Annotated in this window: 2 protein-coding genes; both read right to left on the bottom strand. The window is 69.8% G+C overall.

The features are described from left to right. Positions 1-667, bottom strand: a 667-nt coding sequence (locus NWF34_RS24090) for an AMP-binding protein (protein ID WP_258326315.1), incomplete at its 3' end; no start/stop codon positions are given. Between the two features lie 87 nt (positions 668-754). Then, a partial coding sequence (locus NWF34_RS24095) for a non-ribosomal peptide synthase/polyketide synthase (RefSeq protein WP_258326316.1) occupies positions 755-25,404 on the bottom strand: 24,650 nt, incomplete at its 5' end.

The raw sequence follows: 25,404 nt of genomic DNA on the forward strand, positions 1-25,404 counted from the left end.
GATCACCATGCCGATCCGGCTCGGCCACCACCAGAGTCGCCCCCACCGCGAACGGCAGGAACAACTCCCACACCGACACATCGAACGTCACCGGCGTCTTCTGCACGAAGACATCCGAATCCTTGATCGAGTACCAGTCCCGCATCCACTCCAGACGATTCACGATCGCCGCATGGGAGACGGTCACCCCCTTCGGCCGACCCGTCGAACCCGAGGTGAACAGCGTGTACGCGGCATCCTCGGACCGCAAGGGAGCGCGGCGTTCGGCATCGCTGACCGGCGGTGTCGCCAGGTCGATGTCGGTGTCCGCATCGACGACGAGGACCTCGACGGCATCGGCGACATCCGGCATCTGACCGTCACGACCGACCAGGAGCAGATGAACCCCGGCCGTCTCCAGCATGTACCGGGTGCGGTCGGTCGGTGCGTCGAGGTCGAGGGGCACGTAGTGGCCCCCGGCGGCGACGACGGCGTGGATCGCGACGAGCAGTTCCACCGATCGCGGGATCGCGACACCCACCGCGGTGTCGGGACCGACGCCCGCGTCGATCAGCCGGCGGGCGAGGACACTGACACGGGCACCGAACTCGTTGTAGGAGACGCGACGTGTCCCGAACACGATGGCGGGGACATCCGATCTCGTCGCCACGTGGACCACATCGGTCATCGCTTCGCCTCCATCTCGGTTCGTGCCTCCATCTCGGTGCATGTCTGTCTGCTTCGCCGTGCTGAGTGTCCCCCCGTGTCACGTCCGTCAATCATCGCGCCCGGGTTCCCGGTGACCGATGATGCCCGGCAGAGTGCCGGTCCCGGCCGTGGGCCCCCGTCCACCCGACGACCAGTCGAGCACCCGCTCCCGTTCGGCCGGCGTCACCAGCGGGCTCTCGCCCACCGCGTCGTCCGGTCGCGCGGTGAGCCCGTCGAGGAGCGTGACGAAGCGCTGCGCGAACAGCTCGACCGTCGGCTCGTCGAACAGGTCTGTCGCGTACACCATGCTGGCCGACCAGGACCGGTCATGTCGCATCCCCACCGCGACCGTCAGGTCCAGCTGGGCCGAGGTGACCGGCGTCTCCAGCGGCGCGACCGTCAGGCCGTTCGCCTCGAACAGCACTGCCCCACCCGGCGCCTCCGCCGGTCCGTCCGGTTGGGCGAAGGTGAGCATCACCTGGGCCAGCGGTGAGAACGCGCGCGAGCGGGTGGGATTCAGGCGGTCCACCAGCGTCTCGAACGGCACATCGGCGTGGGTGAACGCGTCGAGGTCGACGACGCGCGTGTCGTCGAGCAACTCCTCGAACGTCATACCCGGGTCGATGCTCGTACGGAGCACCAGGGTGTTGGTGAACATGCCGATCAGCCGATCGATCTCCGCCCGGCCGCGTCCCGCGATGGGAGTCGCGACCGCGATGTCGTCGGTTGCCGTCACCCGGGCCAGCAGGACCGCGAGCGCGGCGTGCAACACCATGAACGGCGTGAGTCCCCGGTCGCGGGCGAGCCCGGTGATCCTGGCTGCGACCGCCTTCGGGATCTCGAAGTCGACGCGGCGGCCACGCATGGACGCGATGGTCGGGCGTGGTCGGTCCGCGGGCAGTTCCAGCACGTCCGGCAGACCGGCCAGTTGGTCGAGCCAGTAGGACAGCTGTCGGCCGACCACCGACGTCGGATCGTCGAAGGCGCCGAGTTCCCGGTGCTGCCACAGCGCGTAGTCGGCGAACTGCACCGGCAGCGGCGGCAGTTCCGGAACCCGGCCCTCGACCCGCGCCTGGTACGCGCCGATCACGTCGCCCATCAGCGGCATCATCGACTCGCCGTCGCCGACGATGTGGTGCAGCACCGCGACCAGGACCCAGGTCCGATCGTCCCGGCGCCACAAGCGGATTCGGACCGGCACCTGCGTGGTCACGTCGAACCCGATGGTCAGCGCCTCGAACAGCTCTTCCTGCGAACCACATTCGGCCAGGTCGGGTCGTGCCGCGGCACTGTCGGCGTCGTGGACGACCTGCGTCGGCCGGCCGTCGACGGACGGGAAGGTGGTGCGCAGGATCTCGTGCCGTGCGACGACGTCACCGATCGCCGCCCGCAGAGCGGCGACATCGAGATCACCGCTGAGTTCGACACCGATCGGCAGGTTGTAGGCCGCCGAAGCCGGGTCCAGACGGTTGATGAACCAGATGCGTTGCTGCGCATACGACAACGGGATCTGGTCCGGTCGCGGTGACACCGGGGTCACCGCGGCCCGCAGACCTCCGCGCCCGTCGGCGAGAGCCGCCAGTGCCCGCGGCGTGGCCGCCTCGAACACCTCGCGCACGCCGATGTCGGCGCCGAGCGCATCGCTGATGCGTGCCGCCAGTCGCGTCGCCGACAACGAGTTGCCACCGAGTGCGAAGAAGTCGCCGGTGACCGAGACGGTCTCCACGCCCAGCAGCTCACGGAAGATCGCGACCACCTGCGCCTCGGCGGGTGTCTCCGGTGCCACGAGATCCCCGGCATCGGATTCCGGTGCCGGCAGCGCACGCTTGTCGAGCTTGCCGGTCGGCGTCAGCGGCAGTGTTTCGAGCACCGTGATGGTCGCCGGGATCATGTACGACGGCAGGCGTTCCGCAAGTCGATCCCGCACCTCGGCGATGTCGATCTCGGCGACCGGCACACCCGGGGCGGGAACGACATAGGCGGCCAAGGCGGTCGCCACCGATCCGCCGATCCCGAGTACGACCGCGGTGTCGATGCGGGGGTGGTCGGCGAGCGCGTTCTCGATCTCACCGAGTTCGATGCGCAGACCGCGCATCTTGACCTGGTCGTCGGCCCGTCCCAGGTACTCCAGGACGAGTTGCCCGCCGGCGTTCCGCACCCACCGCACGCGGTCACCGGTGCGGTACATGCGTTCCCCGTGCGATCCGAACGGGGAGGCGACGAAGCGTTCAGCGGTCAGGCGCGGACGTCGCAGGTAACCCCGTGCGAGGTAGACCCCGGTGACGTACAGCTCGCCCGCCATCCCGACGGGCACCGGCGCGAGTCCCTGATCGAGCACCGCCAGGCCGGTCCCGGCCATCGGTCCGCCGAGGTGCACGGGTCCGTCCGGGTCGAGGGGATCGCTGATGGTGACCGCCACCGAGGCCTCGGTCGGACCGTAGACGTCGTGGAACGCCACCTGTCCGGCCCACCGCTTCACGAGCGCCTGCGGGACCGCCTCACCGCCGGAGGCGAGCATCCGCAGCGCGGGCAGCTCGGCGGCCTCGACGGTCGCCAGCACGCCCGGTGTCAGGAGCGCATGCGTCACCTCGTTCTCGCCGAGGAAGGCGCTCAGATCCGGACCGCCGACCACGTCGTCGGGACGGTAGACGAGCGTCGAGCCCGACACCGACGCCATCAGCCACTCCAGCACCGAGGCGTCGAAGCTCGGCGACGCGTAACCCAGGACCCGCGATCCGGGTGTCGCACCGAACTTCTCGACCTCGGCGACTCCGAACGCATACGCACCTCGATAGGTCACCGCGACGCCCTTGGGAACGCCGGTGGAACCGGAGGTGTAGATGACGTAGGCGATCGCGTCGAGCTGCGGGGTCCCGCGCATCTCAGCGGGCGCCAATGCCGCACCGTCGAAGCCGTCGACCTCCGCGGCCAGCGCCCGGACCTCGATCCACTCGATGCCGGCCGCGCCCGCATCCGCACCGGCGACGAGGTCGCGACCGGCGCCGAGCACCAGCTCGACCCCGGAGTCCGTGACCATGTGGGCGATCCGGTCGGCGGGCAGCGACGGGTCGATCGACAGGTACGCCGCGCCGAGCTTGGCGACCGCCCACTGCACGACCAGCCGGTCGGCGGTCCGGCCGACGGCCAGGCCGACGACCGAGTCGACGCCGAGCCCGCGTCCGATCATCCACCGCGCCAATCGGTTCGACGCAACGTCGAGTTCGCCGAAGGTCAGCCTCGCACCGTGGGCGTCGGTGACCGCGACGATGTCGCCGTGCGCTGCGACCACGTCGGCGAAGACGTCGGCGAGCAGCCGCGGTGCCGACGTCACCGGTCCCCACACCGGTGCCAGGTCGGCTGCGGCGACGGGGTCGAGCAGCGGGATGGCCGAGGTCCGCAGATCGGGATCGGTGACGGTCGTCCGCAGGATCTCCCGCAGCGCAGTCCCGAAGATCCGGATCTGCTCCTCGTCGAACGCCGACGGCAGATACTTCAGCTTCAGCTGGAGCCGGTCGCCGGAGGGGGACGAGGCGAGATTGAGCGGATAGTGGGTCGAATCGTCGGCGTCGACACCGACGATCTGCAGACCGCCGGCGAGTGAGGTGTCCGCGGTCGCCAGCGAATCGGTGTTCACCGGGAAGGACTCGTAGACGGTCAACGTGTCGAACAGGGCACCCATGCCGACCTGCGCTGCGATGTCGGCCAGACCGATGTGCTGATGATCGAGCACGGCGACCTTGTCGCCCTGCATCGCGGTGAGCACGTCACCGATCGACGCGGACGGATCGACGTCGACGACGGCGGGCACCGTGTTGATGAAGAGACCCACCATGCCCTCGGCACCGTCGAGATCGGCCGGACGTCCCGATACCGTCTCCCCGAATGCGACGACCCGGTTCCCGGTCATCCGCGAGAGCAGCACCGCCCAGGCGAACTGCAGGATCGTGCTGACCGTCACACCGCGTGAGCGGGCGAGCCGGTTGATCTCCGCCGTCATCTCGGCGTCGAGCCATTCCTCGTGGTTGCGAGGCAACGACGTCGTCGTGGCCTCGTCGCCGCGGGCCACCATCGTCGGTTCCTCGAGCGGCGCGAGCACCTGTCGCCAGGCGTCGAGGCCGGGCTTCGGATCGGCCGCGGCGACGCGACGTACGTGGTCACCGAAGTCCGAGTCACCCGCGAGAGTGCCCGTGTACGTACCCATCCCGGCGTACAGCGCCAGCAGGTCGGCGAGAACCAACGGGCCCGACCAGCCGTCGAGCAGGATGTGATGGTTCGTCACGATCAGGCTCACGGAGGTGTCGTCGTGGTCCCCGCGATGCACACAGACGAACCGGAGGAGTGGCGGTTCGGTGAGATCGAACGGCGTGATGCGTTGCGCATCGGCGATCTGACGCACGAGTTCGTCCGCGACCGCACCGGCGGGATCGGTCCCCACCGAGACCTCTGTCCACGGGACCTCCACCTCCGGCGGCACGACTGCCACCGGGGCGCCGCTCGGGGTGCGGACGTAGGCACTGCGGAGCACGCGGTGGTGAGCGACCAGCTGTTCGGCCGCGGACCGTAGGCGTCCGGTGTCGACGTCGCCGCCGAGATGCAGAACCGCTTGCGTGACATACACGTCCACGCCGGCACCCCCGGGTTCCCCGTCGTCGGTATTCGTGACGGCCATGGCCGTCGCGACCTGCGACTGGAAGTACAGCCCGGCCTGCAGCGGGGTGAGCGGCCACACGTCGGCCCCGGGGTACCGCACCGCGAGCGCGTCGAGCTCGTCCTGGGTGATCGTGCTGCCCGGGACGTCGGACGGCGACCGTCCGGGGTCGCCGTCCTCGGCGACCCGGCCCACGAGTGCCCGGAGTTCGTCCGCCCACAGGGCGGCCAGGTCGTTGACGTCCGCGTCTCGCAGCAGAGCACCCGGGAACGTGAAGTTCGCGGTGAGTCGACGTCCCTGCTCGTCCCGCCGGGTACCGACGTTGACGCTCAACTGGTTCAAGGCGACCATCGCCCCCGACACCGACGCCGGCAGGGCCGGCGCGTCGGGTGCGCCGGTGAACGGGACGATCTCGGCCTCCGCCTCGGACGCCCGACCGGCGCGGCCGGCTCCGAAGAAGTTGAAGCCGATCGACGGCAGCGGACGCCGCGACAACTCGGTGTCCGCGAGGTAGCGCAGCACCCCGTAGCCGAGGCCCGAATCCGGCTGGCGCAGACGCTCTTCCTTGGCCGACTTCACCGCGTGGACGACATCCGCGGACGGATCGACAGCCACCGGCGCGATGGTGGTGAACCAGCCGACGGTCCGCGAGAGATCGACGCTGTGTTCCCCACCCTCGGGATGCCCGGCGCCGGAGACGTCGATCGAGTCCGCTCGGCCGTGGCCCTCGACGAGCACCGTGACCGGCGAGACGTCGGCGATGCCACGGGCACCCTGCCACGCGCGGACCGCGCGGGCGAACGTACCCAGCAGCACATCGTTCGCGTTGCCGCGGAACGCCTCCGGGACAGAGGTCAGGACGGCCTCGGACACCTCGGCATCGAAGGTGTGGGCCACCGAGACCTCGGTCGCGAAGCGATCGCGGTCGGGATCGAGGGTGACCCCGAGATCGGTGGGCCGGTGTGGTGAGCGTTCCAGCCAGTAGCCGAGTTCGGCGTGACGCCGCTCGACCTGCCCGGCCACCGCATGTGCCCAGGTCCGCTCCGAGGTCCCTTCGGCGCGTAGCGAGTACGTCTGACCGGCGGCGCGCTGCGCCCAGGCGGTCACGAGATCCTCGACGAGGATCGGCCACGACACGGCGTCCACACCGAGGTGATGGACCGCGAGAACGACCCGACCGACGCCGTCCGCATCGGTGACGATGACGGCCGCGACGAGCTCACCCGAAGCCGGGTCCAGTCGTCCGAGCGCCTCGACATGCGCCGCACGGACGTCGGCGTCGAATTCACTCGTGCCCACCCGTGCGGCCGAACGCCGGGCGGTGGTGCGCCGGGGTCCGGCCGTGCGAGCACCGGCCGTGAGCGTCCAGGAACCGTCGGCGTGCTCGAGTCGTGCGGCCAGCATCGGGTGCGCCGCGACGAGCGCGTCGAGCAGTTCGTCGAACACCTCAGGGGTCAGTCCCTCCGGGGCGTACAGCACCGCGTTCTGCGAGAAGTCGGCGAAATCCGCCGGCGCGGTGGAGTGGTCGACCATCCACGACATGACCGGCAGGAGCGGGAGGCCGCCACTCCCGGCACCGTCGAGCTCGGCGAGCGGCGGTAGACGGTGGGCCTCACCGGCGATCACGCGTGCCATCGCGCGGACCGTCCGCTGCTCGAAGATGTCGCGCGGCGTCAGCATGAATCCGGCGGCACGCACCGCGGAGGCGAGCTGGATGGACATGATCGAGTCGCCGCCGAGAGCGAAGAACGACTCGGTCACCGAGACCCGTTCGAGTCCGAGCAGTCCGGCGACGATCTGCGCCAGGGTCTCCTCGGCAGCACCCACCGGCGAGACGTGGTCGGCGTCGAGACCGGCGAAGTCCGGTGCCGGCAGCGCCCGACGGTCGAGCTTGCCGGCGCTGTTGAGGGTCACGTCGTCGACCGGCATCCACAGCGTCGGCCGCATGTACTCCGGCAGCGCCCGGGTGACCGCATCCGTCAGCACGGTCCTCTCGACGGTCGATGGCGCCACGTAGGCCACGAGATGCTGTGCGCCACCGGGTGCGTCGACCACGGTCACCGCAGTGTGCACGACGCCCGGTGTGGCCGCGATGACCGACTCGATCTCGCCGAGCTCGATTCGTTGCCCGCGCAGTTTCACCTGGAAGTCGGTGCGGCCCAGGTACTCGATCGCACTGTCGGCGTTCCAGCGCACGAGGTCGCCGGTGCGATACAGCCGCGAACCGGGTGCCCCGTACGGGTCGGCGACGAAGCGTTCCGCGGAAAGGCCCGGTTGCGACGCGTATCCGCGTGCGACCTGCACGCCGCCGAGGTACAGCTCGCCCGGCACCCCGGTCGGGACCGGGTTGAGGCGTGCATCGAGGACGTAGGTGGTGGTGTTCCACACCGGCACACCGATGGGCACGATCGACTCGGCCTCGGTGACGTCGGCATAGGCCACCTCGACCGCGGCCTCGGTGGGTCCGAACAGGTTGACGATCTGCACGTGCGGCAGCAACTCGTGGGCACGGGCCACGACGGCCGACGGCAACGCCTCACCGGAGGCGAACAGCCAGCGCAGCGTGCGGAGACGTGAGATCTTCTCGGCCGGGACGACATCGAGGAAGACCGACATCATCGACGGTACGAAGTGCACCGACGTCGCTGCGGTCTGCTCGACGAGTTCGGCGATATAGAGCGGATCGGCGTGACCACCCGGCGCGGCGACGACCATCGTCGCACCGGCCAGGAGCGGTCCGAACAGCTCCGGCACCGACACGTCGAAGGTGTACGGCGTCTTCTGGATGATGCGGTCGCCGTCGGACCACGGGTACTCGGCGAGTCCCCACCAGAGACGGTTGGCCACCGAACGATGAGACACCGTGACGCCCTTGGGCCGCCCGGTCGAGCCGGAGGTGAACAGGGTGTACAGCGCGTCGTCGCCGCGGATGGGGCGCACCCGTTCCGCGTCGTTGATCGGCGGGGTCGACGAGTCGATCTCACGATCGGCGTCGACGGTCAGGAAACGCACCCCATCGCCGAGGTCGGTGAGATCGGCTGCGACGGAACGAGTTCCGAGCAGGACCAGGTCGACGTCGGCGGTCTCCACCATGTACCGCACCCGATCCGCCGGCGCCGCGGTGTCGATCGGCACGTATTGGCCACCGGCGGCGACGATCGCGTGGATCGCCACCACCATCTCGATGCCACGGTCGATGCAGACCGCGACCGCGGTGTCGGGACCGACACCCAGGCGAAGCAGTTCGCGGCCGAGATCGGCCACACGGGAACCGAATTCACGGTAGGTCAGCTCGCGGCCGGCGAAGCTCAGCGCGACTGCGTCCGCCGACACCGACACGCGGGCAGCAACCGCATCCGCGATCGACGCCTCCGACACCGGCACCTGCGCGCCGGTCGCCGGTGCCAGCACCCGGGCGCGTTCGGTCTCGGTCAACAACGGTGCGTCGGCGATCGGCATCGAGACCGACGCGGTGAGCGCGTCGAGCAGCGTGACGAACCGCTGCCCGAAGGCGGCGATCGTGCCCTCGTCGAACAGGTCGCGGGCGAACACGAGTTCCAGCGGCCAGTCCGAGTCATCCTCGGGGACGGTCACTCCCACGGTCAGGTCGAGCTTGGCGGGCGGATCGGAAGGCGCCATCGGCTCGATCACGAGACCGGCGATCGACGCAGGCGCGGTGTCGGCACCCATCTCGGGCAGTGCTGTCTGGCCGAAGGTCAGCATGACCTGCGCCAGTGGGGCGAATGCCTCGGACCGGACCGGGTTGAGGCGCTCGACCAGCATCTCGAAGGCGACGTCGGCGTGGGCGAAGGCCTGCAGGTCGGTCTCGCGGGCCTGCCCGAGGAGTTCGGAGAACGGCATCGCCGGGTCCACCTGCGTGCGGAGCACGAGGGTGTTGACGAACATGCCGACCAGGGGGTCGAGGACCCGCTGCCCGCGACCGGCCACCGGGGTGGCGATCGCGATGTCCTCACTCGCCGACAACCGCGCGAGCAGCACCGCGAGCGCGGCGTGCACGACGATGAACGGCGTCGCGTCCGACTCGCGGGCGAGATCGCGGATGCGGTCACCGATCTCGGCCGGTATCGACGTCCCCACGCGGCCGCCGCGCTGCGACGCGACAAGCGGACGCGGGCGGTCCGACGGCAGGTCGAGCACCTCGGGCAGCCCGGCGAGCTTGTCGGTCCAGTACGCGAGCTGCGCACCGACCACCGAGGACGGGTCCGAGCCGTCGCCGAGCACGTCGTGCTGCCACAGCGCGTAGTCGGCGAACTGGACCTCGAGCGGGGTGAAGTCGGGCTGCGAGCCCGAGACCCGCGCATCGTAGGCCGACATCACATCCGCGAGAAGAGGATTCATCGACTCACCGTCGGCGGCGATGTGATGGGCGACGACGGCCACGACGGCCCGGTCTGCGTCGATCCGCCACACCCGAGCGCGAATCGGCCATTCGGCAGCCACGTCGAATCCCGTCAGCACGGCGGTCTCGACCTCGGCCTGCGAGTCCACGACGGACCAGTCGAGCCGGTCCGCGATCTCGGCGACCGGGTGGATCGACTGATACGCCCTGCCCCTGTCCGACGGGAAGGTGGTCCGCAGGACCTCGTGCCGTTCGACGACGTCGATCAGCGCGAGCCGCAGGGCGTCGGTGTCGAGCGGCCCGCGGACCTGCAGCACCACCGGGATGTTGTAGGTGGGCAACGACGGGTCGAACTGGTTGATGAACCACATCCGCTGCTGCGCGAAGGACAGCGGGATGCGTTCGGGCCGTTCCGATTCGGCGACGATCGGCGGCAGTGCCGCAGCGTGGCCGGCGACCTCGGTCACCAGCGCGCGGACGGTCGGGGCCTCGAAGAGGTCACGGACCGAGGTCTCGACGCCGAGCGCCTCCCCGACGCGGGCGACGACACGCGTCGCCGACAGCGAGTTCCCGCCGAGATCGAAGAACGAGTCGACGACGCTGATCTGCTCGAGTCCGAGGACGTCGGCGAACACCGCCGCGACCGCGGCTTCCTCCGGGGTCTCCGGTTCGACGATCTCGCCGACCTCGATGACCGGTTCGGGCAGGGCTTCCTTGTCGAGCTTGCCGACGGGGGTCAGCGGCAGGCCGTCGAGGACCGCCACCGAAGCCGGGACCATGTGTGCCGGAAGGCGTTCTCCCACGAAGGCACGGAGTTCGGCGGTGTCGATCGACGCGGTGTCCCCGGTGACCGGGACCACGTAGGCGGCCAGGGCGGTCGCCACCGAACCGCCGACACCGACGACGACCGCGGAGCGGACGGCCGGGTGCTCGGCGAGGACGGATTCGATCTCGCCGAGCTCGATCCGCAGACCGCGCAGCTTCACCTGGTCGTCGCTGCGCCCCGAGTATTCGAGGACCGGGGCGCCGGTGGAGTCCTGCTTCCAGCGCACGACGTCGCCGGTGCGGTACATCCGGTCGCCGGGAGCGCCGTGCGGGTTGGCGACGAAGCGATCCGCGGTCAGACCCGGACGATCGAGGTAGCCGCGGGACAGCGCGCCGCCCGCGACGTAGAGCTCACCCGTGACACCCACGGGGACCGGACGCAACTGCGCGTCGAGCACCATGAGTCCGACGCCGGCGAGCGGGCCGCCGAGGGACACCGATTCGCCGACGGCCATCGGCGCACTGATCGTGACGCCGATCGTGGTCTCGGTGGGGCCGTACAGGTTCTGGATCCGGCGGAACGGTGCCCACGCATCCTTCAGCGCCTGCGGCACGGCCTCGCCACCGGCGTACACGACGCGCAGCGCCGGCACCGCCTGCGGCTCGATCGTGGCGAGCACGGTCGGCGTCAGGAACGTGTGGGTGATCGCCTGCCGCATCATCAAGTCCTGCAGCGGCGTTCCGCCGACGGCGTCGGCGGGGCGGTAGACGAGCACGCCACCGGAGACCATGGCCAGCAGGTATTCGAGCACCGATGCATCGAAACTCGGCGAGGCGAAGCCCAGCACGCGCGAGTACTCGTCGGCGCCGGAACGACGGATCTCCTCCGCCGCGAAGTTCGCCAGACCCGAATGGGTCACCGCGACGCCCTTCGGCCGTCCGGTGGAGCCCGAGGTGTAGATGACGTAGGCGAGGTTGTTCACGTGCACCGGCGCCAGACGTTCCGCGGCCTCGATGGGCGCATCGGACAGCCCGGAGATCTCCGCGGCCACGCCCGAGTCATCCAGACGCATCCACGAGAAACGTTCGCCCGGCAGCGATCCCGATGCGCCCACGGCCAGGCCCAGCACGGCGCCGGAGTCCTCGACCATGTTCGCCACCCGGTCGGCCGGATAGTCCGGGTCGATCGGCACGTACCCGCCGCCGGTCTTGGCGACCGCCCAGATGGCGGTGAGCAGCTGTGCCGACCGGCCGATCGCCAGCGCGACCAGCTTCTCCGGTCCGATCCCCTGCCCGATCAGCCAGCGGGCCAGACGATTCGACCGCGCGTCGAGTTCGGCGTACGAGAGCATCACGTTGTCGGCGTCGACGACGGCCTGACGCATACCCCACTTCGACGCGGCCTGCGCGAAGAGGTCGCCGAGGACGACCGGTCCGGTACCCGGTCCCCCGCTGACGATCGCGTCGGAGTCGGCGATTGACACGGTCGCCCGTTGCGGCTCGGGTTGCGCGGCCGCCCGCGCGAGTTGGGCGACCGACATGCTCTCACCCAGCTTGATCCCGCCGAGCGGGGTCTCGGGTTCGGTGAGTGCCTCACCGAGAAGCGTGACGAGCTGCTGGGCGAAGCGGTTCACCGTCGGCTCGTCGAACAGGTCGGTCGCGTAGGTGATGCTGCCCGACCAGTCGGTCGAGGCCTCGGCCTGCGTGACGCCGACGAGCAGGTCGACGCGCGCCGGAACCTGCTGCAGAGCAACCGAACTGACCTGAACACCGGCAATCTCGCCGACGGTCAGGTCGGCGCCCGCGAGTTCGGGCAGAGTGGACTGGTCGAACGTCAGCCACACCTGCGTGAACGGCGCGAACGCCGCCGAACGCTGGGCACCCGCCGCATCGACGACCACCTCGAACGGGACGTCGGCGTTGGCGAAGGCGGCCAGGTCGGCGTCCTTCGCGGCGTCGAGCAGCGCGCCGAAGCCGCGGTCCGACTCGACCCGGGTGCGGAGGACGAGGGTGTTGACGAACATTCCGACCAGCGGGTCGAGCACCCGCTGCCCGCGTCCGGCGATCGGGGTCCCGATCGCGATATCGTCGCTCGCCGACAGCCGCGCGAGCAAGGCGGCCAGTGCCGCGTGCACGACCATGAACGGGGTCGTCGACGTCTCCTGTGCCAGCCGCTCGATCCGAGCACCGAGTTCGGCGTCGATGGTGAAGTCGACACGGGCACCGCGCCCGCTTGCCCGGGCCGGGCGCGGACGGTCGGTGGGCAGTTCCACGACGTCGGGCAGCCCGGCGAGCCGCTCGGTCCAGTAGGCGAGCTGACGCCCGACGACGGACTCGGGGTCGTCCGGCGTACCGAGGACTTCGTGCTGCCAGATCGCGAAATCGGCGTACTGGACCTCGAGTTCGGCGAACTCGGGATCGGCGTCGGCGGTCTCGGCGAGGTACGCCGTGACGACGTCGCCCACCAGGGGCATCATCGACTCTCCGTCGGCGGCGATGTGGTGGGTGACGACGGCGAGCACATGCTCGTCGTCGGCGACCCGCCAGATCCGAGCGCGGATCGGCCAGTCCCGGGTGACGTCGAAGCCTGCGGTGACCGCCGACTCGATCTCTTCCTGAGAGGAGACCTCCTGCCAGTCCAGGCGTGCCGCGACCGCCGAGGGGCGATTGATCTTCTGGTACGGCACCCCGTCGGCGGACGGGAAGGTGGTGCGCAACGACTCGTGGCGGACCACGACGTCGATCAGTGCGGCGTGCAGCGCGTCGGTGTCCACTGAACCGGACAGGCGCAGCACCACCGGGATGTTGTACGCCGCCGACGACGTGTCGGCCTGGTTGACATACCACATGCGCTGCTGGGCGAAGGCCAGCGGAATCCGTTCGGGCCGTGGCGACACGGGCACGATCGGCGCCAGCGCGGCCTGCCGACCGCCGCCGGCAAGCGCGAGTTCGCGCACGCTCGGGGCGTCGAACAGGTCACGGACCGAGACGTCGGTGCCGGTGACCTCGCCGACTCGCGCCGCGAGGCGCATCGCCGACAGCGAGTTGCCGCCGAGGTCGAAGAACGAGTCGGTGACGCTGATCCGGTCCACGCCGAGCACGTCGGCGAAGACGGCGGCAACCGCCGCCTCCGTCTCGTCGGCGGGTTCGACGTACTCGCCTGCGGTGAACACCGGCTCGGGCAGCGCACGACGGTCGATCTTGCCCGCGGTGTTGAGCGCGATGTCCTCCACCGGCATCCACACGGTCGGCCGCATGTACTCCGGGAGCGCTTCGGCGACAACTGCCTTCACAGCCTCGAGGTCGACGGTCTCACCGGGTGCGCCGGCGAGGTAACCCACGAGGTGCTCCCCGCCACCCGGTGCAGTGGCGACGGTCGCCGCGGCATGGACCACACCCGGAGCCGAGGCGATGACCGCCTCGATCTCGCCGAGCTCGATGCGCTGACCGCGCAGCTTGACCTGGAAGTCGGTGCGGCCGAGATACTCCAGGACACCGTCCGGGCGGCGGCGCACGAGATCGCCGGTGCGGTACAGCCGCGATCCCGGATCGCCGTCCGGGTCCGCAACGAATCGTTCCGCGGTGAGGTCGGGACGGGCGGCGTAGCCGCGGGCGAGTTGCACACCGCCGAGGTAGAGCTCGCCGGGCACGCCGGCAGGCACCCGTCGCAGGCGGGAATCCAGCACGACCGCGGACGAATTCCACACCGGGATGCCGATGGGGACGGTCGGGTCGTCGGCGGCGACACGGTGGATGCGTTCGAAGGTGATCTCGACCGCGGCCTCGGTCGGGCCGTACAGGTTGAAGAACAGGGCGTCCGGCCACAGTTCACGCACCGGTGCGGCGACCGCCGGAGGCAGGGCCTCACCGGTGGTCGACACGATGCGGATCGTGTCGAGCGACTCGAGCTTCTCGCGGCCGACCACCTCGAGGAACACGGAGAGCATCGACGGCACGAAGTGCACCATCGTGGCGCCCGTGCGCGCGATCTCGTCCGCGACGTACCGCGGGTCGAGATGGCCTCCGTCGGCCAGGACGACCAGACGTGCACCGATCGTCAACGGCGCGAACAGCTCCGGTACCGAGCAGTCGAACGTGTACGGGGTCTTCTGCACCACCACGTCGTCGGGACCGATCGGCAGTGCGTCCAGACCCCACCACAGCCGGTTCAGCACGGCGGTGTGCGTCAGGGTCACACCCTTCGGCCGCCCGGTCGAACCGGAGGTGAACAGCGTGTAGGCGGCATCGTCACCGCGCAGCGGCGAGGTGCGGTCGGCATCGGCGACCGGTGCCGCGGCGGCGGAATCGACGTCGACCGGCTGCGCGGCGTCGACGCTCATCACCCGGACGCCGCCCTCGTCGGCGGCGGAGACCGCGTTGCCGACCGCATCCGGATCGGCGACGAGCAGGACGGCGACTCCGGCGGTGTCGAACATGTAGCGCACACGGTCGGCGGGCGCCGCCAGATCGATCGGGACGTATTGACCGCCGGCGGCGACCACCGCATGGATGGCGACCATCATCTCCACCGAACGCGGGATACACAGCGCCACCGCCACATTCGGTCCGACACCGGCGTCGATGAGTTCGCGCGCCAGGGTGTTCACCCGTGCGGAGAACTCACCGAACGACACCTCGCGCTCACCGAAGACGAGAGCGGTCGCACTCGGGGTGCGCTGTGCCTGCGCCGCGACCGCCTCGCTGACGGTCTGGGCCGGCGGAAGTTCCACCTGCTCGCCCCACTCCGCGGCCTCGATGGCGGCCACGGTCTCCGGGGCGACGAACGGTGCATCGCCCACCGAAATGGCGGGGTCGGCGGTCAGCGCGTCGAGGATGCGGATGAAGCGATCCGCGAACTCGGCGACCGTCGGCTCGTCGAAGAGGTCGGTGGCGTAGATGACCGACAGACCCCACGGCTCGCCCTCCGGGCGGGACGCCATCTCGATGTAGAGATCGACCTGTGCCGCGACCGCCACCTCGTCGTACGGTGCCACCACGAGGCCCCCGGCATCGCCGAGAGCGGTCGCGGCGTTCGCCGACGGATCGAAGGAGAAGATCACCTGTGCCAGCGGCGAGAACGCCTCGGAGCGAACCGGGTTGAGTCGGTCGACCAGGGTCTCGAACGGGATGTCGGCATGTGCGAACGCGTTGAGGTCGGTGTCGCGCACCTGCGCGAGCAGGTCGCCGAACGCCACATCGCCGTCGATCCGGGAGCGCAGGACGAGCGTGTTGACGAACATGCCGACCAGCGGGTCGAGTACCGCCTGACCACGTCCGGCGATCGGGGTCCCGATCGCGATGTCGTCGGTCGCCGACAGGCGCGCGAGCAGAACCGCGAGGGCGGCGTGGACCACCATGAACGGGGTGACGTCGGCGTCGCGGGCCGTCTCGGCGATCCGCGGCCCGATGTGGGCCGGGATCTCGACCCCGACGCGTGCGCCTCGGCCGGAGGCGACCGGCGGACGCGGACGGTCGGCGGGCAGCTCCAGCACGTCCGGCAATCCGGTGAGCTGTTCGGTCCAGTAGGCCAGCTGACGACCGACCACGGACTCAGGATCGTCGGCGGAGCCCAGGACGCGGTGCTGCCAGAGCGCGTAGTCCGCGAACTGCACTGCGAGCGGCGGGTATTCGGGTGCGCGACCCTGCGCCCGCGCGCTGTAGGCGATGACCAGGTCGGAGACCAGTGGTGCCATCGACTCGCCGTCGGCACCGATGTGGTGCAGGACCACCGCCAGGACGTACTCGTTCTCCGCTGCCTGCCACAGCCGTGCCCGGATGGGCCACTCTCCGGTGACGTCGAAGCCGGCTTCGGCGGCGGTGATGAGCTCGTCCTGCGAGTCCACGACCTCCCAGTCGAGCTGCTCGTCGACCACCGATTCGGGGTGGACGAGCTGGTACGGCGCGCCGTCGATGTCGGGGAACGTGGTCCGCAGGACCTCGTGGCGACGCACCACGTCGGCGATCGCCGCACGCAGCGCTTCGACGTCGAGCTCACCCTGCAGCCGCAGGACCGCGGGCAGGTTGTGCATCGCGGAACCCGGCTCGAAGCGGTTGAGGAACCACATCCGCTGCTGGGCGAACGAGAGCGGGATGCGATCCGGTCGCGGGGACACCGCGACCACGGGTTCGAGGCCGGCTTCGCGGCCGTCGAGTGCGGCGACGAGTGCGCGCACCGAGGAGTTCTCGAAGAGATCGCGTACCGAGACCTCGACACCCAGGCCGTCGCTGACCCGAGCCGCGGCTCGCATCGCCGACAGCGAGTTGCCGCCGACGTCGAAGAACGACGCGGTCGCACCGATCTCGTCGACGCCGAGGACGTCGGCGAACATCTCGGCGACGGCTCGTTCGAGATCGCCCTCGGGGGCGACGAATTCTTCCGCGGTGAGGTTGGGACGCGGGAGGTCACGCCGGGACACCTTGCCCGCTGTGTTCAGCGGCATGGTCTCCAGCTGCATCCACACCGTCGGACGCATGAACTCCGGCAGGGACGCGGCCACGACCTCGCGTACGGGGTCGAGGTCGACCGGCGGCGCGACGTAGGCGACGAGCTGGTCATCGACGACGGTGGCCGCGGAGTGGACCACGCCGGGCGCCGAGGCGATGACCGACTCGATCTCACCGAGTTCGAGTCGCTGCCCCCGCAACTTCACCTGGAAGTCGGTACGGCCCATGTACTCGATCTCACCTGCGGTGTTCCACCGCACGAGGTCTCCCGTGCGGTACAGGCGTGAGCCGGCTTCACCGAAGGGATCGGCAACGAATCGTTCGGCGGTCAGACCTGACTGACCGGTGTACCCGCGCGCCACCTGGACCCCGCCGAGGTAGAGCTCGCCCGCGATACCGGGCGGAACCGGCCGCAACCTGCCGTCGAGCACCCACGTCGTGGTGTTGGTGCCGGGCCGGCCCATGGTGACCCGGTCCCCCACCGACACCGTCTTCGTCGTGAGGTCGACCGCCGTCTCGGTGGGGCCGTAGTGGTTGAGCAGCGTCGCCGACGGCTCCTTCCGGTGGACCTCGGCGGCGACGGCATCGGACAACGCCTCGCCACCGGTGATGATGTACCGCAGCGGAGACGGACCGGAATCACCTATGCCCGAGGCGATTTCGAGATAGACCGACAGCATCGACGGCACGAACTGCACGATCGAGACCCCGTGCCGGGTGATGAGACGCTGCAGGTAGCGGGGATCCGTGTGACCGCCGGGCTCGGCCACCACCGTCGTGGCGCCGACCATGAAGGGCCAGAACAGCTCGAACACCGAGGCGTCGAAGGTGTACGGCGCCTTGAGGAGAGCGATCTGCTCGGCGGGGTTCTCGACGAGCGAACTACGCCACTGCAGGAAGTTCACGGCCGACTCATGCGACACGGTGACGCCCTTGGGACGACCCGTGGAGCCGGAGGTGAAGATCGTGTAGGCCGCGTCGGCCCGATTGATCGGGCGCACCCGATCGGCGTCGGTCAGAGGCGGTGTGGTGCCATCGACCGTTGCCGTGCAGTCGATCTCGGTGATGTGCAGGTCGTCACCGAGCTCGCGGCCGAGTTCGGCGATCACATCCGGCACCGCATTCGCGGCGACGAGGACGATGTGGGCCCCGGCCGTCGTGAGCATGTAGGAGACGCGATCGGCGGGCGCAGCGGTGTCGATCGGCACATACTGCCCACCCGCTGCGACGATCGCGTGGATCGCGACGACCATCTCCACCGAGCGGTCGATGCACACACCGACCGCGACCTCCGGTCCGACGCCGGCGGCGACGAGTTGACGGGCCAGCACCGCGATGCGGGCACCGAGCTCTGCGTAGGTGACGGCGCGCTCGCCGACGACGAGGGCAGTCGCCTCTGGGGTCGCCGCGATCTGGTCGGCGACCAGATCGGCCAACGACGCCCTGGGCACGGGGGTGCTCGCGCCGGTGGCCCATTCGCGGACCTTGTCGAGCGCCGCCGCATTCGCCAGGGCCACGTCGGCCGACAACGTGTCGGGACGCTTCGCCATCGCCGTGAGGATGTGTGCGAGTGCGTCGGTGAACACCTCGACCTGCTCGTCGTCGAAAGCGGCAGGCAGGTAGGACAATCCGAGCTTGATCTGCTCGTCGCGACGCGAGGTCACGAAGCTCACCGGGTAGTGCGTGGCGTCGGTGGTCTCCACGTCGACCACCCGCACACCCTGTCCGGTGTCGACGTCGGTGATCGAGTCGGTGTCCACCGGATACGACTCGTGGACGGCGAGCGTGTCGAAGATGACCGGGACGTGGGCCGCCTGAGCGATCTCGGGCAGGCCGAGATGCTGGTGGTCGAGCACCGAGACCTTGTCGGCCTGAACCTGTTTGATGATCTCGAGAATCGACGCATGCGGATCGACGTCGACCGCGGCGGGCAGGGTGTTGATGAACAACCCGACCATAGACTCGACGCCCTCGAGGTCGGCGGGACGACCGGACACGGTCTCGCCGAAGGTGACCACACGGTTGCCTGTCAGGCGCGACAGCAGGATCGCCCACGCAACCTGCAGGACGGTGGCGGTGGTCACGCCGTGATCGCGCGAGATCGCGTCGATCGCCGAGCTGGCCTCGGCCCCGACGACCACGTCGCGACTCTTGGGCAACGAGTCCGCGGTGGCCTCGACCCCCGGCGCGACGAGTGTCGGGCCCTCGACCTTGGACAGCAGACGGGACCAGGCGGCGAGCCCGGCCTCCCGGTCGGCGGTCGCGATGCGGTCGAGATAGTCCCGGAAATCCTTGGGACGACCGTCTTCCGAGCGTGCCGGACCGACCTGCCCGGTGTAGGTGGCCCCGGTGGTGTACAGGGCCAGCAGATCTGCGAGCACGAGCGGACCGGACCAACCGTCGAGGAGGATGTGGTGGTTGGTGACGATGACCCGCGTGGCGTCGTCGGCGCGCACCACGACGAACCGCACCAGCGGCGGCGACGACAGGTCGAACGGCTTGATCCGCTGCTCGTCGGCGAGACGGCGGACCGTCGCCTCCACCTCGTCGACACCTGCTTCGACGACCTCCCAAGGGATCTCGACGCTCGGCGGCACCACGGCCACGACGGAACCACTCGCGGTCCGCACATAGCCGGACCGCAGGATCCGGTGATGGACGAAGAGTTGTTCGGCGGCATGCCGCAGTCCTTCGACGTCGATGTGACCGTCGAGGGTCAGGATTGCCTGGGTGACATAGACGTCCACGGCGTCGGTCGAGCGTGAACTCAGTGCCAGTTCGGACTGGAACTGCAGGCCTCGCTGAAGCGGGGTGAGCGGCCACACGTCCGCACCGGGGTGTGCCGCGGCCAGAGCGTCCAGGTCGGCCTGGCGCAGCGGCGTGCCGGGGACATCCGCCGGCGACAGGCCGACGGCGGTTCCCGCGGTCACCAGATCGGCGACGGCCTTCAGCTCGGCCGTCCACAGGGTGAGCAGGTCGGCGATGTCCTCGTCGGCGAACAGAGCGCCCGGGAAGTTCGCGCCGGCGACGAGCTTACGGCCGCCGTCGGCGTGGTGAGCGGTCGTCACGCTGATCCCGAGGGTGCTCAGCGAGGTCATCCGACCCGATGCGGATGACCCGAGGACGGGGGCGTCGGAAGCGTTCGTGAACGGGAGCGCATCGGCGTCCGATTCGCGGCCACCGCCGGCACCGAAGTAGTTGAACGAGATCGACGGCAGCGGACGCCCGGCGAGTTCGGACGAACCCGGTTCGCCCGCAACGCCGTAGCGGAGCAGACCGAAACGGATGCCGTGGTCGGGCTGGGCCAGGCGTTCTTCCTTGGCGGCCTTGACCGCGTGGATGATGTGGAGACCCGGATCGACGCGGACCGGCGCGATGGTCGTGAACCAGCCCACCGACCGGGACAGGTCGGCGCGACGCGGCATCGGCCCCTCGGCCAGCACCTCCTCGTACCGGCCGTGACCCTCCATGAGGACGGTGACGGGTGCGGTGTCGGCGATCTCGCGATGGGTCTGCCACGAGCGGACCGCCCGTGCGAAGGCACCGAGGAGCACATCGTTGACGTTGCCCCCGAACGCCTCCGGAACCGAGGTGAGGACGGCCGCCGTGACGTCGGCGTCCACCTCGCGGGAGACGAGACGCTCGGTGGACATGCGGTCGCGTGCCGGGTCGAACTCGACACCGAGATCGGTCGGACGGGTCGGCAACCGGTCGAGCCAGTGGGCGACCTCGTCGCGACGGGACTCGGCGAGTGCGGCGAGCGCCGCGTTCCAGGACCTGGCGCTGGTCTGCTCGGTACGCAGCTCGATGGTCCGGCCCTGCGACAGCTGCGCCCAGCCGGTGATCAGGTCCTCGATGAGGATCGGCCAGGACACCGCGTCGACACCGAGGTGATGGATGACGAGGAGCAGCCGTCCGACACCGTTCTGATCACGGATGAGGGCAGCACGGACGAGTCGACCGGTCGCGGGGTCGAGGCCGGCCGAGACGGTGCGGAACGCGGCGCGGATGTCTGCATCGAACTCTTCGGTGCCGACCGTTGCCGCACTGGACATCTCGATGACGGCAGCGGTGGCGTCGAAGTCGTTGCCCGCGGTCGAGCGCCAGCCGCCGGGCCCCTCCGTGAGGGTCGCGGTGAGCATCGGGTGCCGCGCAACGACGGCGGCGAGCAGTTCGGTCAGCGCCGGCAGATCCAGCTCGTCCGGCGCACGCAGCACCGAGGCCTGCACGAAGTCGGCGAAATCGGCGGCCTCCGGAGCGTGTTCGATCATCCAGTGGACGACCGGGGACACGTCGAGGTCGCCGACGCCGGCGGGCTCGGACTCCTCCAACATCGGCAGACGCTCGGACGAGTCGCCGACGGCCGCGGCCATCGCACGGATAGTGCGGTGTTCGAAGATCTCCCGCGGCGACAGGTCCAGGCCGGCCGCGCGAGCCGCGGAGGCCAGCTGGATCGACATGATCGAGTCACCGCCGAGGGCGAAGAATGACTCGGTGACCGAGACCCGGCTCACTCCGATCAGGTGCGCCACGATCGATGCGAGGATCTCCTCGGTCGAGTTCGCGGGGGCGACGTACGCCTCTTCATGGACCCCGAAGTCGGGTTCCGGCAACGACTTCCGGTCGATCTTGCCCGCGGTGTTGAGTTCGAGCTGATCGACCTTCACCCACACGGTCGGGCACATGTACTGCGGGAGTTCGGCAGCCACCGTGGACTTCACGAGATCGAGATCGACACTCTGCGGCGCCACGTAGCCGACGAGGTGATCGGCACCGGTGGGCGCCTTCGTCACCGTCACCGCGGTGTGGACGACACCCGGGACCGCGGCGATGACCGACTCGATCTCACCGAGCTCGATGCGCTGACCGCGCAGTTTGACCTGGAAGTCGGTGCGGCCCAAGTACTCCAGGGTGCCGTCGGCACGCCAGCGGACGAGGTCGCCGGTGCGGTACAGGCGGGCACCGGGCGCACCGAACGGATCGGCGACGAAGCGTTCGGCGGTGAGGTCCGGCCGGGCTGCGTATCCACGCGCGAGCTGGACACCGCCGAGGTAGAGCTCACCCGGGACACCGACCGGGACCGGACGCAGACGTGCGTCGAGGACCCAGGTCGAGGTGTTGGTGACCGGCACGCCGATCGGGACCAGGGCGGGTGCCGACGACACGTCGGCCACGGCGACCTCGACGGCCGCCTCGGTGGGTCCGAACAGGTTGACGATTCGCACGTCGGGAAGCCGCTCGTGCAGACGTGCGACGACGGCCGGCGGCAACGCCTCGCCGGAGGCGAAGACCCAACGTAGCGAGGAGAACTCGGCGAACTTCTGGGCCGGGACGAGGTCGAGGAAGATCGACATCATCGACGGCACGAAGTGCACCGAGGTGGCGCGCGTGGAGCTGATCAGCTCGGCGAGGTAGTCCGGGTCGGTGTGTCCGCCGGGTCGCGCGATGATCATCGTCGCGCCGGTGAGCAGCGGGCCGAACAGCTCGGGCACCGAGACGTCGAACGTGTACGGCGTCTTCTGGACGACACGATCGCCGACGCCCCACGGGAACTCGCCGAGGCCCCACCACAGGCGGTTCATGACCGACGCATGGGACACGGTCACTCCCTTGGGGCGACCGGTGGAACCGGACGTGAACAGGGTGTACGCGGCGTGGTCCCCGCGCAGCGGCGCGCGTCGCTCGGCGTCGGTCACCGGTGACGCATCGGTCACCGGTTGGGTCGCATCCACCTCGAGGACGGTGATCCGGTCGTCGAGATCGACCACCGCCGAGGGCTTCTCGCCGCGGGCGACGAGCACGATCCGCACACCTGCGGTCTCGACCATGTAGGCGACGCGGTCGGTGGGTGCCGCGGTGTCGATCGGCACATACTGTCCACCGGCGGCCAGGACGGCGTGGATCGCGACGACCATTTCGATCGAGCGGTCGACGCTGACGCCGACCGGGACATCCGGCCCGACACCCATGTCGATCAGGGTGCGCGCGAGAGTGGCGACGCGCGAACCGAATTCGCCGTAGGTGACGCGACGTCCCGCGAAGTCCAGGGCGGTCAGGAACGGATCCGACAGCGTCCGCGAGGCGATGACGTCGGAGATGACATCGGCACGGTGGACGGTGCCGTCGTAGATCCGGTCGGCGTAGGTGACGTCCTGGCCCACGGACCAGTCCTCGACCCGGTCACGATCGGCACCGGAGATCAGGGCGAGATCGCCGACGGCGGCATCCGAACGGTCGGCGCCGGTCAGGTCGGCGAGCACGGTGACGAACCGGTCCGCCAGCGTGCGGACCGTCGACTCCTCGAACAGGTCCAGCGCGTAGATCATCGAACCGGACCAGGGCCGGCCCGAGCCGTCGGCGGCGAGCGCGACGGCCAGGTCGAGCTGAGCCGAGACCTGTGGCGGGTCCACCGGTGTGATCGACAGTCCGGCCAGTTCGGGCAGGGACTCCCCACCGACGGCGGCAACGGGTCCGGCGCCGGGCAGACCACCGGACAGCAGCGACTGGTCGAGGGTGAGCATGACCTGCGCGAGCGGCGCGAACGCCTCGGACCGGATCGGGTCCAGTGCCTCGACGAGGGTCTCGAACGGCAGGTCGGCATTCGCGAATGCGTCGAGGTCGGTCGTGCGGACCTGCGACATCAGTTCGCCGACGGTCATCTGCGGGACGATGCGCGACCGCAGCACGAGGGTGTTGACGAACATACCGACGAGCGGGTCGAGGGCCCGTCCACCGCGGCCCGCGATCGGGGTCGCGATCGCGATGTCGTCGGACGCCGACAACCGCGCGAGCAGTACCGCGAGCGCTGCATGGACGACCATGAACGGGGTTGCCCCGTGAGTACGAGCGACCTCGGCGATGGCTTCGGCGACGTGCGCCGGAACCTCGAAGTCCAGACGGCCGCCACGCTGCGAAGCGACCGCGGGCCGCTCGTGGTCCATCGGCAGTTCCAGGACGTCCGGCAGTCCGGCGAGGCGGGTCGTCCAATGTTCGCGCTGACGTCCGACGATCGTCTCCGGATCGTCGGCCGAGCCGAGAACCTCGTGCTGCCAGATCGCGAAGTCGGCGAACTGGACGTCGAGGGGTGCGAACGCGGGCGCGCCACCCTCGACACGTGCCACGTACGCCGTGACCAGGTCGGTGACGAGCGGGTTCATCGACTCGCCGTCGGAGGCGATGTGGTGGGCCACGACGGCGAGGACGTGCTCCTGCTCGTCGACCCGCCACAGGCAGGCGCGCACCGGCCACTGCACGGACACGTCGAATCCGCGGGTGACCGCGGTCTCGAAGTTCTCCGCGGTGGTGACCACCGAGAAGTCGAGTTCGGTGTCGACCCGGTCCGCGTCGTGGATCAGCTGGTGGGGCCCCTGCTCGTCCTGCGGGAAGGTGGTTCTCAGGACCTCGTGGCGGGCGACCACGTCGCCGATCGCCGCGCGCAGGGCGTCGACGTCCAGCGCGCCGGTCATGCGCACGACGGCCGGGATGTTGTACGTCGGAACACTGGGATCGAACTGGTTGATGAACCACATCCGCTGCTGCGCGAACGACAGCGGGATGCGGTCCGGACGCGGCGAGACCGCGACGATCGGCGCGCGACCGTCGGCGTGGCCGGACACCGCCGCGATCAGCTCGCGGACGCTCGGTGCCTCGAACAGGTCACGCACCGAGATGTCCACGCCGAGCACGTCGCCGGCGCGGGCGGCCACCCGCATCGCCGACAACGAGTTGCCACCGAGATCGAAGAAGCTGTCGGTGACGCCGAAGTCGTCGACGCCGAGCACCTCGGCGAACACACCGGCCACCGTCTCCTCGACGGGATTGGTCGGCGCGACGGTCTCCCCGGTGCCGAACTCGGGCTGCTGCAGCGCCTTTCGATCGATCTTCCCGGACGCGCTGAGGACGAGGTCGGCAACGGGCATCCACACGGTCGGCCGCATGTACTCGGGCAGTTCGCGTGCGACGACGGCCTTCACCTCGTCGAGCGCGACGGTGTCCGGAGCGAGGTAGGCGACGAGATGCTGACCCGAACGAGGTGATTCGGCCACGGTTGCGGCGGCGTGCAGAACGCCCGGCGCCGACATGAGGACGGCCTCGACCTCACCGAGTTCGAGACGCTGGCCGCGCAGCTTCACCTGGAAGTCGGTGCGACCCAGATACTCCAGCTGACCACGCGCATTCCAGCGCACCAGGTCGCCGGTGCGGTACAGGCGTTCGCCGGACTCACCATACGGGTCGGCCACGAACCGATCGGCGGTCAGGTCCGCCCGCGACGCGTATCCGCGCGCCAGCTGGACGCCCGCGAGATAGAGTTCTCCCGGAACACCGACCGGAACTCGGTGCAGACGCGAATCGAGCACCCGCACCACCGTGTTGGGGACGGGCACACCGATCGGCACCGACTGCTCCCCCGCCACCACATGATGCGCCGTCACATCCACCGCGGCCTCGGTCGGCCCATACAGGTTGTGCAACTCCACATCCGGCAACACCGACAGCAACG

Source organism: Gordonia sp. GONU, assembly GCF_024733855.1.
Taxonomy (GTDB): domain Bacteria; phylum Actinomycetota; class Actinomycetes; order Mycobacteriales; family Mycobacteriaceae; genus Gordonia; species Gordonia amicalis.